Consider the following 13,758-nt stretch of genomic DNA (forward strand, 5'->3'; position numbering starts at 1 on the left):
AGAGCCTTCCCCCGTGGAAGGCTCTCGTCATGGCCGACCTCAGCACGATCAAACGACGGATCGTCATGCAATTCCAGCGGCACGTCGCCAACCCGCTCACCGCGCGGCTGTCGAGCCAGACCCTCCTCGAGACCACCGGCCGGGTGAGCGGGCAGCCCCGCGTCACGCCCATCGGCGGCCGGCGCACAGGCGCCGAGTTCTGGCTGGTGTCCGAGTTCGGGGAGAAGTCGAACTACATCCGCAACATCCGTGCGAACAATGCCGTTCGCCTGCGGATCCACGGCCGGTGGCATACCGGCACGGCGACACTGCTGCCCGACGACGACACGAGGGCGCGGCTGGCCCAGCTGCCCCGGATGAACAGCACCGCCGTCCGCGCGGTCGGTACCGACCTCCTGACGGTCCGGATCGATCTCACCGACTGAGATCCGACCCCGCACACGCCCACCGAATTGCCATCCGCGGACGCAATGGCGCCCGCGTCCGGCCACTCGCTGTGCATCTACGGACCAGTCAGTCCGAACGGCCGTTCGGGTATGCACGTTTTGCGGCCTGGCCAGGTGTGATGTTCGCAACTACGCGTTCGGCCTCCACGCCGGGCGCGGATTTGCTACCGCTCGTCGCGCTCGAATCGAGCAGCTTGCAGATCGGACTTAGCCTCCGCTAATCTGCGGTTTCGCGTGGACATGCCAAAGTCCGCATTTCAGACAACGACGTCTGCCTCACCGGCGCATCGGTACGGGGCCGGTTCTCTGCCGTGATCCTCTCGCCGACGCCACCCGTGCGCCCAGCACGGACCCCTATTCGGCGAGTATCGCGAGGAGACAGTCGGTTGAACACGAGTGCCACCGAGTCCGGCCTGTACGACAGGACGCTCGACAAGAGCAGCTGCGGCGTGGGCTTCATTACCCGCAAGGACGGCATTCAGACCCACGACGTCCTCCTCCGGGGCCACGAGGCCCTGTGTGCCGTTCCTCACCGCGGTGGCATGTCGGCGGAGGGTGTCGGCGACGGCGCCGGCGTGTGCGTCGACCTGTCGGTGCCATACTTCCGGGCCCTGACCGGTGACGGCGACCTCGAGGCGGGCCGCTTCGGGGTCGGCAACTTCTTCCTCCCCACCGACGTCGCGTTCCACGGCGACGCGGAGGCCGTCATCGAGCGGGCTCTCGCCGAGCAGGGGTTCCGGGTGCTGCTCGAGCGCGACGTGCCCGTCGACGCCACCGTGCTCCGGCCCGCCGCGATCCGGCACCAGCTGCCGATCCGGCAGTGGGTGTTCACCGCGCCCGACGCGTGCGCCGACGAGACCGAGTTCGACCGCCGCATCCACGACGCCCTCCTCGCGATCGAGGCCGTCGCGTACACCCAGCCGGATCTGGCCGGGCTGTACCCGCTGTCGCTCAGCGCGCGCACGCAGGTGCTCAAGGGCCGCCTCAACTCGAACGAGGTGATGCCCTACTTCCAGGACCTCGTCGACCCGGCGCACGCCATCCACACGCTGTACTTCCACACCCGGTTCTCCACCAACACCGACCCGCATCCGACGATGGCGCAGCCGTTCCGTCTGATGGCGCACAACGGTGAGCTCAACACCGACAAGAAGAACCGCCTGTCCGAGACGGCGCTGGCCCGTGCCCGCAACCGGGAAATCGTCCGTCCGCACGGTCAGTCCGACAGTTGTCGCCTCGACCAGACGCTGCAGAGCCGCGTCGTGGAGGACGGTCTCGACCTGGTGACCGCGGTCGTGTCGATGATGCCGCCGGCGTGGGAGAACGATTCCACGCTGTCACCCGAGGTGCGGGCGATGCTCGAGTACTTCTCGCTGTACGAGGAGAAGAACGACGGCCCGGCCGCGCTGATCTTCGGCGACGGCACCGTCGTCGGCGCCCGGCTCGACCGGCTCGGTCTGCGTCCGCTGCGTTCGGTGGAGACGGACGAGTACCTGTGCGTCACGTCGGAGGCCGGGCAGATCGACTTCGACCCCGCCACCGTGCTGCACCGTGGACGCATCGAGGCCGGCGGCATGCTGTACTTCGACCACCGCGTGGGCCGCGCATACTCCACCGACGAAGCACTCGAACTGCTCGCCGCCCGCAACGACTACCCGACGCTCGTCGCGGAAGCGCGCCGGACCATCGAGGCGCTGCCCGAGGTCGAGGCCGAGCCGGGTCCGTTGCGCTACAACGGCGACCTGGAGCGCACCCAGCGCTACGTCGCGTACTCGCACAACCAGGAAAGCTTCAAGTTCATGATGGACCCGATGCTCGCGTCGGGTCAGGAGAAGATCTCCGCGATGGGCTACGGCAACGCCATCAACGCGCTCTCCGATCAGGAGGGTGGTGTCGCCAAGTACTTCTCGCAGCGTTTCGCGCAGGTGACCAACCCGTCGCTGGACAGCATCCGTGAGGCCGACGGCATGACGCTGCGCGTCGCGCTGGGCGCCAAGCCGAACAGTGGCGCGCAGTCGGCCCCGCAGATCGTGGTGCCCTCGCCGATCCTCACCCACATGGACATGCTGCGGATCCGCAAGCAGTCCGAGACGCCGGTGCAGCGATTCCCGATGCTGTACACCCCGGTGCACGGTGACCCGGCCGCCAACGCGGCGGCGCTCGAGGCCGCGGTCGACGGGCTCTGCGACGAGGTGGAGGCGTTCGCCCGCGAGCAGGGCGGCATCGCGATCCTCACCGACCGTCACGTGGCCACCGACCGCGCCGCGCTGCCGATGATCGTGGCGATCTCCGCGGTCAACCAGCGGCTGATCGAGGAGGGCCTGCGCCTGCGCGTGTCCGTCGTCGCCGAGAGCGGTCAGATCTCGTCCTCGCACCACGTGGCCGCCGCCCTCGGTTTCGGCGCCGCCGCGATCTACCCCCTCGCCGTCCGTCTGCGCGCCGAGGAGAAGTTCGCCGACGACGCCGACCAGGCGTTCAAGCGGTTCGCGAAGGCCGCCGAGAAGTCGCTGATGAAGACGATGGGCCGGGTCGGCCTGTGCACCGCCGAGAGTTACATCGGCGGCGAGTTCTTCGAACCGAACTACCTCGACACGGACGATCGGGTGCTGCGCCGCTACTTCGCGAACGTGAAGACGCCGGTCGGCGGTGTCGGGTTCGCCGTCATCGCGCAGGCCGTCGCGGACTGGCACCAGCGCGCGCTGTCGGTCACCGGGGAGAAGGACGTCCCGCTGCTCGGCCTGTTCAAGGAACGCGCGGAGGGCGCAGGCCACTCGTACGGCACGGCGGCCGTGCGCGGCTTCGTCGACCTCACCGAGGAACCGATCGCGTTCGACACGGCGGGCACGCAGGACCACACGGAATCGCTGCGACTGCTGCCGCTGAACCGGCTCGAGGACGCATTCGGTCTCGACGACGACGCCTACCGCAACGCCGGATTCCAGAAGCTGACGCACGAGGCGATCGACCGCTTCGAGATCACCCCCGGCTACCGTGCGTTCGCGCGGACGATGGCCGACGAGCGGACCCGTCGTCCCGCAGCGCTGCGCGACGTCCTGGATCTGCCCGCCGACGTCACGTTCCTCACCACGGCGGCGGAGTTCCGCAAGCAGATGGGCCGCTTCTCCCGCAAGGGCAACAACAGCTTCGCGGTGCGCGGACTCGCCTCCGAGGCCATCGGCGAGGACGAGTTCCGGCTCCGGCTCACCGGACCGCACGCGGGCGAGGCCGAAGTGCTGGTCGCGCTCGGCGAATCGCTGGTGATGCGGTTCGGCGACGACCTCCGCGAGCACCGCGTCGACGGCGACGCCCTCGTGGTGCGCACGTCCGGTGAGGCGCTGCGATGTCTGTCGCTGCTGCGCACCGCTCCGGCGAGCCTGCCGATCGACCGGGTGCAGAAGGCCAGCGAGATTACCCCGTTCCTCACGTCCGGCGCCATGAGCCACGGCGCGCTGAACTCCAACGCGCACGAGGCCGTCGCGCACGGCACCAACATGGTCGGCGGCATGTCGAACAGTGGTGAGGGCGGCGAGCACATCTCCCGTTACGGCACCATCCGCGGCTCGCGGATCAAGCAGTTCGCGTCCGGCCGCTTCGGTGTGTGGGCCGGCTACCTCGCCGACCCGATGCTCGAGGAACTCGAGATCAAGATCGCGCAGGGCGCCAAGCCCGGCGAGGGCGGGCAGCTGCCCGCACCCAAGGTGACCGTCGAGATCGCGGCCGCGCGCGGCGGCACCCCCGGCGTCGAACTCGTCTCTCCCCCACCACATCACGACACGTACTCGATCGAGGACCTCGCGCAGCTGATCCACGACTGCAAGGCGGCGCGGGTCCGCGTCATCGTCAAGCTCGTGTCCTCGGAGGGCATCGGCACCATCGCGGTGGGTGTCGCGAAGGCGGGAGCCGACGTCATCAACGTGGCCGGCAACACCGGTGGCACCGGTGCCGCCGCGGTGACGAGCCTCAAGTACGCCGGACGTTCGGCGGAGATCGGCGTCGCCGAGGTCCATCAGGCGTTGTGCGCCAACGGTTTGCGGCAGAAGGTGCTGCTCCGCTGTTCCGGCGCGCACCAGACGGCGAGCGACGTGGTGAAGTCGGCGTTGCTCGGCGCCGACAGCTTCGAGTTCGGCACCACCGCCCTGATGATGCTCAAGTGCGTCATGGCCAAGAACTGCAACATCAAGTGCCCCGCCGGCCTGACCACCAATCCCGAGCTGTTCGACGGTGACCCGCGGGCGATGGCGCAGTACCTGCTCAACATCGCGCACGAGACCCGTGAGGTGCTGGCCGAGCTGGGTATGTCTTCGTTGCGCGAGGCCCGGGGACGCTCGGATCTGCTGCAGCTCCTGGACCACCCGTCCAGCGTCGGCCAGCTCGACCTGCGCGCGATGCTCGCCGTGGTCGACGAGGTCACCATCGGCGATCCGGTGTACCTGGAGAAGGACTACACGCTCGACGACGGCTGGCTCGTGCAGCTGCGTGCCGCCCTGATCGAGCAGGGCGAGGCCACCGTCGAGCTCGGCGACGGCGTGCACCTGAGCAACCGCAACAAGAGCGTCGGCGCCCAGCTGGCGGTCGACATCGAGCGGATGCTCAATCACGAGCTCACCGAGGTCGCGCTGCCCGCCGTGCTCCGCGACGAGCGCGGCCGCGGCTACCTGCGCGACGGCAGCGTCCGGATCGCGACGTCCGGGTCCGCGGGCCTGTCGTACGGCGCGTTCTGCAACGACGGCATGGCCCTGGTCCACACCGGCACCGCCAACGACGGTGTCGGTAAGGGCGCGAACGGCGGCAGCATCGTCGTGCGCTCCCCCGGTGGCGGTTCGGACCGCCACGGCGGCAACGTGCTGATCGGCAACTTCGCGCTGTTCGGCGCCACCGGTGGCCGCACGTTCGTCGAGGGCCAGGCGGGTGACCGCTTCGCCGTGCGCAATTCGGGTGCCACCGCGGTCGTCGAGGGTGTCGGCGACTTCGCCTGCGAGTACATGACCAACGGTGCCGTGCTCAACCTCGGCGGCTTCGGCAAGGGCCTCGGCAACGGCATGAGCGGCGGCTTCGTCTACCAGTACGATCCCGAGAACGAGCTGCCCGGCAAGGCCAGCGCCGACTCGATCCTGCTCGGTTCGATCACCGGCGACGACGAGCACGCCGCGCTGCACCGTCAGGCCGTGCACGTGCTGCTCGGGTGGCACCTCGAGGCCACCGGCTCCGCCAAGGCGGCGTGGCTGCTGGCGAACTGGGAGACCGAGCAGCACCACTTCGTGTACGGCATGCCGCGCGCGCTGCTGCAGTACCAGGACAGCGACGAGATCCTGAAGGCCAAGCCCCGCAAGGATCTGGCCGACGAACTCGCCGCCGCGCTGGTCGGGCACCAGGTGCGCAAGTTCAAGCTGGACTACCGGGACGGTCACGCCGTGCTGGACGGTGCCGTGCCCGGCTACGGCGAGGCCGACACCGAGGCGATGTTCGCACTGCTGAACAACTACACCGTGCTGAACGCGGCGCAGGAGATGGCGCTGTCCAAGCTGCCCGGTGTCACGGATCCGTCCGACCCGGCCGTCGACAAGGCCGTCCGCAACCTGCTGCTCACCGAGGACTTCTTCCTCATGCAGCGGTTGCAGCGGTACGCACGGGAAGCGTTGAAGGACTACAGCGACGAGGATCTGGCCGTGATGGTGGCGGCCAAGCGGCTCGCCGACTACAAGGATGCGCTGCGCCGCCGCAACGTCCGGTCCATCGACGCCCCCGGCACGTACGGCTGGATCCTGCACCAGGATGCGAAGAACGTCGACAAGATCGGCCGGCTGCCCGGTTTCGAGGAGTTGTTCGCGCAGCACGCCCTCCCCGATCTGATCCCCACGAGAGACGTGGTGCCCTCATGAAATTGCCCTACATCCCCCAGGACGCCCCGTTCAGCGAGGACCAGCGCGTCTGGCTCACCGGCTTCCTCGCCGGAATGAGTTCGCGTCTGGTCGCCGGCGGCTCCGACGCGCCCGCCGCGGCGGCCGGTGGGCAGCTGCCCGCCATGCACGTGCTGTACGGCAGCCAGACCGGGAACGCCGAGGGTGTCGCGGAAGACGCTGCCGCCGCGGCACGTTCGCACGGCTTCGCGCCGGTGGTGAGCGCCCTCGACGACGTCGACACGGACGCCCTCGCCGCGATGCAGCGCGTCCTCGTCGTCACCTCCACCTACGGTGAGGGCGAGATGCCCGACAACGCCGAACTGTTCTGGCAGGCGCTGGCCGCCGAGACCGCACCGCGGCTCGAGACCACCGACTTCGCGGTCCTCGCGCTCGGCGACACCGGGTACGACGGATACTGCCAGGCGGGCAAGATGATCGACACCAGGCTCGAGCAGCTCGGGGCCCACCGTGTGACGCCGCGCGTCGACTGCGACGTCGACTACGAGGACGCCGCCGCCGCGTGGGTCGCCGACACGCTGCCGCTGTTCGCGGCCGTCGAGGGCATTCGCGGCGAGTCCGCCGTCGCCGACGTCGCCGAGCCGGTGACGAAACCGGCCCGCACACGGTCGCAGTGGAACCGCAAGAACCCCTACAATTCCACGCTGTCCGTGAACCGGCGGCTGTCGAGCGACACGTCCGCGAAGGAGATCCGCCACTACGAGTTCGCGCTCGCCGACAGCGGTCTCGACTACGAGGCCGGTGACGCGCTCGGTGTGATGCCGATCAACGATCCCGCCCTCGTCGACGCCCTCGTCGCACGGCTGGGCATCCCGGCCGATGCCGCCGTCACCGGCAAGGAGCGGCCGTTCAGCGACCTGCTGCTGCACGGGTACGAGATCTCCACGCCGAGCCACGAATTCATCGACGAGATCGAGAAGCGGGCGGGCGACGAGGAGCTGAGTCACGTGCTGCGGCACGGCGACAAGGAAGCCCTCGACGCGTGGTTGTGGGGCAAGGACGTGCTCGACCTGCTGCTCCTCGAACCGTCGGTGACGCTGACGGCGGACGAGTTCGTCGGACTGCTGAAGCCGTTGCAGCACCGGGCGTACTCCATCTCCTCCAGCCCGCTGGCCAACCCGGGCAGCGTGCACCTGACCGTCGCCAGCGTCCGCCACAGCTCGGCCGGACGCGACCGCGGCGGCGTGTGCTCTACCTTCCTCGCCGATCGGATCGCCGAGGGCGGCAACGGCGGGATCTTCGTGTCGAAGAACAAGTCGTTCCGGGTCCCCGCGGACGACGACGCACCGATGATCATGGTCGGCCCGGGCACCGGCATCGCGCCGTTCCGCGCGTTCCTGCAGGAGCGGCAGGCGCGGGGCGCGTCGGGACGCAACTGGCTGTTCTTCGGCGACCAGCACCGCGCGTCGGACTACATCTACGAGGAGGAGATCGCCGCGATGAGCGACAGCGGTCTGCTCACCCGCCTCGACCTCGCCTTCTCCCGCGACCAGGCGGAGAAGATCTACGTGCAGAACCGGATGATCGAGAACGGCGCCGAGTTGTTCGCCTGGCTCGAGGACGGCGGCCACTTCTACGTGTGCGGCGACGCCACCCGCATGGCGAAGGACGTCGACCGGGCACTGCACGACGTGATCGCCACCCATGGCACCCTTTCCACCGAGCAGGCCGCCGACTACGTGACCAAGCTCAAGAAGGAAAAGCGCTACCTGCGCGACGTGTATTGACCACGTCGGCAGCAACTCACGAGGAGCAAGAACAATGGCAGTGGTGATTCTGTACGGCAGCGAGGGCGGAACCTCCGAACTGGTGGCCGACAACATCGCCGACGTGCTCGGCGACTACGGCGACACGTCCCTGTACGACATGATGGAATTCGATGCGGGCGATCTCGACCCCGAGAACTTCCACGTCATCGTGTGCTCCACGTACGGTGAGGGCGAGCTGCCCACCGGCGCGGAACCCTTCTTCGAAGGGCTCGAGGAGGACGAACCCGACCTCACCGGCATGCAGTTCGCGCTGTTCGGTCTCGGCGACAAGGTGTACGAGGAGACGTACAACCGCGGCGGCGAGATCATGGCCGAGAAGCTGATCTCCCTCGGCGCGGTCCAGGTCGGCGAACACGGCAGGCACGACGGCTCCAGCTCCGTCCGCCCGAAGGATCAGGCCGAGGAGTGGGCCAAGAACATCGGCGAGGAATTCCTGGGCTGACACCCTCAGACCGGGAGTCGCGACTGCACGCTCCGCACCCAGTCGCGGCTCCCGGCGAGGTAGCGGTCCCGCGCCGACACGAACAGGTGAACGCTGTCGGCGCCGGGCCAGTCCGCGGGCAGCATTGCGCCCGGCAGGCCCGGGTCGATGTACGGGATGATGCGCCATTCGTCGAGCAGCGGCACGAAGCGGACGAACGCGTCGCGCGGCGACACCTCCTCCGGCGCTGAGAGCGCGACCCGGTGGTGGTCCAGGAAATCGCGGTGCCGCGCGGCGATGCCACCCAGATCCCACCACCGGGCCGCCGCGTCCCCCATCGAATCGGGGGCGAACACCGACGTGGACACGAACGTGGTCACGTACTCGGACAGGCCCAGCGCGTCGACGATGTCCCCGACCTCGGTTGCGAGGTGTTCGGGGGCGATCCACAGCCCCGGCGACACGGTTCCGCACCCGATCCAGCCGAGCCGTCTGCGCAACTGGTGCCGCGCCGCCCGTTGCGATTCGGGGATGGTGAACGAGATCAGCCGCCACGGATCGGTGTCCGCCATCTGACGGAAACCGAAGATCCGCGGATCGCCGCGGGTGAACATCGACTCGGCCTGCTCGGTCACCTCGTACCCGCTGCGGCCGTCGCGGGCGCGCGGTCGGAGCACCCCCTTCTTCTTCAGCCGGGCCACCGCGATCCGCGTCGACTCGGGCGGGATACCGACCGCCTGCATCACTTCCACGAAATCGGCGATCGCCACCCACCCGCCGACGTCGCGCACGTACGCACCGAGCACGGTTCGGATCAGCGACGTGGCGCTGCCGGGTCGCGAATCGAAGTCGTCGAGGATCGCGCTCGCCGGTTCAGTCGGCGAGTTCATCACGGATCGCGAGTATCCCGGTGCACACCTCGCCGAAGCTCGTGCTCAGTGGGCTCAGGCCGAGACGCAACCCCTGCGGGGCACGGAAATCGGGGATGACGCCCTTCGTCCACAGTCGCTGAACGACGGCCTCGAACCGCGGGTGGTCGATGATGACGTGACCACCCCGCTCGGCGGAATCCTCCGGCGATCCGATCTCCACGCCCAGCGGAATCAGCACCTCGCGCACGAGGTCGAGTGCGTACTCGGTCAGGGCGATCGACTTGGCCCGCACGGCGTCCATCCCGACGTCGTCGAGAAGCGCGAGGGTGTCCTGGAGTGCGATTATGCCGAGGACCGACGGCGTTCCGCTGATCACGCGCCGGATGCCCGGCGCCGGCTCGTAGCCCTGCGCCATCGCGAACGGGTCGTCGCGCCCCATCCAGCCCCAGATCGGCTGCACGAAGTCCTGCTGATGGTCGGCCCGGACGTACGCGAACGCCGGTGAGCCGGGTCCGCCGTTCAAGTACTTGTACGTGCACCCGACCGCCAGGTCGACCTCCCACGCGTCGAGTTCGAGGGGAACCGACCCGACGGAGTGACACAGGTCGAGCAGCAGGAGCCCGCCCGCTTCGTGCACCACCCGGGCGGCCCCGGCCGCATCCACCAGGTAACCCGAGCGGTACGCGACGTGGCTGAGAACGACGAGCGCGGTGTGTTCGGACACCACCGACTGCAGGTCGTCGACGGTGACGCCGCCCCGGGTATCCGATTCGATCCACCGGAGCGTGAGCCCGAGTTCCCCGGCGACGGATTCGAGCACGTACCGGTCCGTCGGAAAGTTGTCGCGGTCCACGACGATCTCGGTGCGACCCGGCCGCAACGCGAGCCCACCCCGCGCGAGTTTGTACAGCAGGACCGTCGTCGAGTCGCCGATGGTGGTCTGACCGGCGGCCGCGCCCAGCGACACCCGCGCGAGGGTGTCACCGATCGTGATCGGCAGTTCGTACCACTCCTCGTCCCACCCGCGGATCAGCCGGCCGCCCCACGACTGCGTGACGAACGCGGTGATGCGCTCGGCGCTCGCCTTGGTGGGCCTGCCGAGCGAGTTCCCGTCGAGGTAGGCGGGCACCGAGGGATCGTCGGCTCCGATGAACAGGTCGCGGTACGCGCGCAGCGGGTCCGCGGCGTCGAGTTCCCCGGCCCGGGCCGCCAGCACATCCGTCGACGTGGTCATCATCGCCCGATCTCGGTGCGCACGGCCAGCAGTTCCGGGAAGAACGTCAGTTCGAGGGCCTTCTGCAGGAACCCGACACCGCTGGATCCTCCCGTTCCGGACTTCATCCCGATGGTCCGCAGCACCGTGCGCATGTGGCGGAAGCGCCACAGCTGAAAGTTCTCCTCGAGGTCGACGAACTCCTCGAACGCCTCGTAGACGGCCCAGTGCTCCTCGGAGTTCTCGTACACGAACTTGATCAGCGGCATCAGGTCGTCGTTCAGGCTGTAGGCGGCGGTCACGTCGCGGTGCAGCGCGGACGCCGGCACGTCGTACCCGAGCCGCGACAGGCACTGCCAGAACGCGTCGTACAGACTCGGCTCACGGAGCAGCCGGTCGAGCAGTTCGTGGGCGGCGGGATCGGCCTCGAACACCTTCAGCATTCCGGCGTTCTTGTTGCCGAGCACGAACTCGACGGCGCGGTACTGATAGGACTGGAACCCGGACGAATTGCCGAGGAACTGCCGGAACTCGGAGTACTCGGTGGGCGTCAGCGTGGCCAGCACCGACCACTGCTCGGTCAGCGTCTTCTGGATGTGCTTGACGCGCGCCACGCACTTGAGCGCCCTGCCGATGTCGTCCGCATCGAACGCGTCCCGGGCCGCGAGGGTTTCGTGCAGGACGAGCTTCAGCCAGAGTTCGGTGGTCTGGTGCTGGATGATGAACAGCAGTTCGTCGTGATGCTCGGGCCTGCTCACCGGTTTCTGCGCGCTCAGCAGGGTGTCGAGGTCCAGGTACGAGCCGTAACTCATCCGCTCGCTGAAATCGGTGACGATCTCTTTCTCGATGGCTCTGGTGTTGGCCTGCACGCCCATGGCCGTCCTCACTGCTGGTGTTCGAGTACCGGGCTCCGACCTCCATATTACATAATCGTGGCGACCGCCACAGTCGTCGAATACGCGCCGATGCTCGCCGCGGACCTCAGGCCAACTCGGCCGCCCAATCGGCGAAGCTCTGCCAGCCCACCTCGGGGTAGAGCCGGCGCAGTTCGCCGATGTTCGCGTCGTACCCCGTGTCGGTGAGGAAGCGGAACATCGCGCGCATGTCCGGCGATGCGATGGCGTCCGCGTCGGACGAATGCGCATGTACCTGTGTGCCCAGCACCTCACCGAGCACCTCGGCCATTCGACGTGGCGTCGGATCATCCGAAGCCAGGTCGACTCTCGTCCCGGCAAATCGGTCCGGATCGTCGAACACGAGGGCGACGAACCGACCGAGGTCTCGGCGCGACAACTGCTGCAGCGGGGTATCGACGGGCAGAGGCAGGTCGAGCCGGCCGTGGCGGATGCCGTCGAGGCCGCCGAGCAGGTTGTCGTAGAAGTAGGTCGGCCCGACGATCGTGTACGAGACCGATGATTCTCGCAGCAACGCCTCGGTCACGGCCTTCGTCTCGAAATGTGGCACCCCGGTGCTCTTGTCCGCGTCGGCCACCGAAGAGAACACCACGTGGGGAACACCGGAATCACCGAACGCGTCGACGAGCGCGGCGCCCTGAGCAATCTCCGCCTCCGGGCCGTCTTCGAAAGGCGTTGTCATGGCGAACACGCCCGCACACCCGTCGACCGCAGACGCGATCGCCGCCCGGTCGGTGATGTCGGCCACGGCGATGTCGACGCCTCGCAGGCGCAACGCCTCTGAGCGAGAGGAGCTTCGACGGACGAGCGCTCGGACCTCACGCCCTCGCTCGAGCAGCGCGTCGACGACAGCGCCTCCTTGACCACCCGTCGCTCCGACGACTGCGTACGGCTCACTCATGGGCACAACCTCTCCTTCTCGACCGCGCCAGCGTACTCGCAGGCCCTGCCCGCCCCTCGGACTACTCGACCATGTGGGACACCGCGACCGTGGAGTTCGCGGCAGCGGTGCGCTGGGGTTGAGCGACGAGGATCAGCACCAGGGACAGGACCAGTCCTGCGACGCTGACCGCGATGAGCGTGCCGTACCCTCCGGCGCTTTCGACGAGGCGTCCACCCATCAACGGGCCGAGTGCGAATCCGCCGCCGATCGCGAGGTTGGCCAGGTTCACCAGCTGCCCGGACCGATCCAACCCGGAGAGGGTGGCCATGAGATAAGGCAGGATGAAGGTCCAGGTGAACTTGAAGAGCAACGCGGCCAGAGTGAATCGGAGAACCCCGGGTATTCCCGCCAGCAGAGCGACCGACAGGGTCATCGCGAGGTAGCCCACGAGGAGATTGATTCGGGTGCTCGGGCGTGCACCCAGAACGGTGGCCCCGACCGATCCTGCGATGCCGAGCACGGTGGCGATCGACAGGATCACGCTCGAGGTTTCGTTGTCGATCATCGACGCGCCCGCGATGCCACCGAGGAACGTCCAGATGCCGCTGAGGCTGACGTAGAAGGCAAGCAGCGCAATCAGGCCCAGGGTCGCACGGAGAGCGTAGTTGGGTGTGGGGACCGAGTCTTCGGCGCCGGCGCGGCCCACGAAGATGTTGCGTTGCGGCAGGAAGCGGACGAGTGGGAGGACGACCATCATGAGAATGGCGAGAACCCAATATGCGATGCCGATCCCGAAGGTGTCGAAGAACTTCGGGAGTACGGCCAGTCCGATCGCACCGAAGCAGAGTTGCCCCATCAGCCACAGGCCGTAGACACGGTTGCGGTCCCTGGTCTGGGCTGCGAGTGACATGCACAGGACCATCAGCGATCCGCCCGCAAGCGAGGTCAGGAATCGAACCGCAACAAGAGTCCCATAGTCGCCGATGTAGGCCGAGCCGATATTGCCGATGATGAACATCGTCCCGAAGATCGTGGACATCGTGCGGAGGTTGTACTTCTTCATCCACCACAGCGCGGGAATCGACGCGATACTCATCGCACCGAGCTCGGCAGCGAACAGATCACCCGTCTGCGACGGACTCAGTGCGAGCTGCAGTTGCAGTTGGCTTGCCGCGGCGGGCGCCATGAGAAGGAGCATGGCGACAACGGCCGAAAACAGGACGATGACGGCTACGCGTCCTGTGGAGTTGGGGTCGGTGCTGTCGAATGGGACGCGTCGACCGTCGAGGTACTGGGGCATCGAATGTTCCTTCGTGAAAGGG

General features: G+C 67.9%; 9 protein-coding genes. 4 read left to right on the forward strand and 5 right to left on the reverse strand.

The genetic code is table 11. From position 1 onward, the window contains the following. Positions 1 to 29: 29 nt before the first annotated feature. The 4 genes from JWS14_RS09105 to JWS14_RS09120 all read left to right on the forward strand — a co-directional run bounded on the left by JWS14_RS09105 (position 30) and on the right by JWS14_RS09120 (position 8,575). Positions 30 to 425 carry a nitroreductase/quinone reductase family protein gene (locus JWS14_RS09105; RefSeq protein WP_206012944.1) on the forward strand — a complete coding sequence of 132 codons (396 nt, stop codon included), beginning with the start codon at positions 30 to 32 and terminating at the stop codon, positions 423 to 425. 407 nt (positions 426 to 832) lie between these two features. Then, positions 833 to 6,325 carry a glutamate synthase-related protein gene (locus JWS14_RS09110; RefSeq protein ID WP_206012945.1) on the forward strand — a complete coding sequence of 1,831 codons (5,493 nt, stop codon included), beginning with the start codon at positions 833 to 835 and terminating at the stop codon, positions 6,323 to 6,325. After that, positions 6,322 to 8,091, forward strand: coding sequence for a sulfite reductase subunit alpha (locus tag JWS14_RS09115; RefSeq protein WP_206012947.1), 1,770 nt, complete (start codon positions 6,322 to 6,324; stop codon positions 8,089 to 8,091). Before JWS14_RS09110 ends, JWS14_RS09115 begins: the two co-directional genes overlap by 4 nt. Before the next feature lie 34 nt (positions 8,092 to 8,125). Further along, the gene (locus JWS14_RS09120) at positions 8,126 to 8,575 is read left to right on the forward strand and encodes a flavodoxin domain-containing protein (protein ID WP_072944048.1); all 450 of its coding nucleotides are present in this window, start codon (positions 8,126 to 8,128) and stop codon (positions 8,573 to 8,575) included. Between the two features lie 5 nt (positions 8,576 to 8,580). On the opposite strand, the gene JWS14_RS09125 is transcribed toward JWS14_RS09120, so the two are convergent. From JWS14_RS09125 to JWS14_RS09145, 5 genes are all read right to left on the reverse strand, one after another. Then, positions 8,581 to 9,444 (reverse strand): PaaX family transcriptional regulator, encoded by an 864-nt coding sequence (locus tag JWS14_RS09125; protein WP_072944047.1) that lies wholly within the window; start codon positions 9,442 to 9,444, stop codon positions 8,581 to 8,583. After that, on the reverse strand, positions 9,428 to 10,663 hold the full coding sequence (locus tag JWS14_RS09130; RefSeq protein WP_206012949.1) for a kynureninase: 1,236 nt from the start codon (positions 10,661 to 10,663) through the stop codon (positions 9,428 to 9,430). The genes JWS14_RS09125 and JWS14_RS09130 overlap by 17 nt, the downstream gene beginning before the upstream one ends. Continuing rightward, positions 10,660 to 11,514: a tryptophan 2,3-dioxygenase gene (locus tag JWS14_RS09135; protein WP_072944043.1), complete on the reverse strand. Its 855-nt coding sequence runs from the start codon at positions 11,512 to 11,514 to the stop codon at positions 10,660 to 10,662. Before JWS14_RS09135 ends, JWS14_RS09130 begins: the two co-directional genes overlap by 4 nt. A 106-nt stretch (positions 11,515 to 11,620) precedes the next feature. Continuing rightward, positions 11,621 to 12,460 (reverse strand): NmrA/HSCARG family protein, encoded by an 840-nt coding sequence (locus tag JWS14_RS09140; RefSeq protein ID WP_095865889.1) that lies wholly within the window; start codon positions 12,458 to 12,460, stop codon positions 11,621 to 11,623. A gap of 55 nt (positions 12,461 to 12,515) precedes the next feature. Continuing rightward, the gene (locus JWS14_RS09145; RefSeq protein WP_206012950.1) at positions 12,516 to 13,736 is read right to left on the reverse strand and encodes an MFS transporter; all 1,221 of its coding nucleotides are present in this window, start codon (positions 13,734 to 13,736) and stop codon (positions 12,516 to 12,518) included. Between the last annotated feature and the right edge of the window lie 22 nt (positions 13,737 to 13,758).

The sequence above is a fragment of the Rhodococcus koreensis genome (assembly GCF_017068375.1).
Classification (GTDB): Bacteria; Actinomycetota; Actinomycetes; order Mycobacteriales; family Mycobacteriaceae; genus Rhodococcus_F; species Rhodococcus_F koreensis.

Excerpts from the sequence above, each read along its gene's own strand:
- JWS14_RS09105 (WP_206012944.1), top strand. The coding sequence starts at position 30 with ATGGCCGACCTCAGCACGATCAAACGACGGATCGTCATGCAATTCCAG.
- JWS14_RS09115 (WP_206012947.1), top strand. The coding sequence starts at position 6,322 with ATGAAATTGCCCTACATCCCCCAGGACGCCCCGTTCAGCGAGGACCAG.
- JWS14_RS09120 (WP_072944048.1), top strand. The coding sequence starts at position 8,126 with ATGGCAGTGGTGATTCTGTACGGCAGCGAGGGCGGAACCTCCGAACTG.
- JWS14_RS09125 (WP_072944047.1), bottom strand. The coding sequence starts at position 9,444 with ATGAACTCGCCGACTGAACCGGCGAGCGCGATCCTCGACGACTTCGAT.
- JWS14_RS09130 (WP_206012949.1), bottom strand. The coding sequence starts at position 10,663 with ATGATGACCACGTCGACGGATGTGCTGGCGGCCCGGGCCGGGGAACTC.
- JWS14_RS09135 (WP_072944043.1), bottom strand. The coding sequence starts at position 11,514 with ATGGGCGTGCAGGCCAACACCAGAGCCATCGAGAAAGAGATCGTCACC.
- JWS14_RS09145 (WP_206012950.1), bottom strand. The coding sequence starts at position 13,736 with ATGCCCCAGTACCTCGACGGTCGACGCGTCCCATTCGACAGCACCGAC.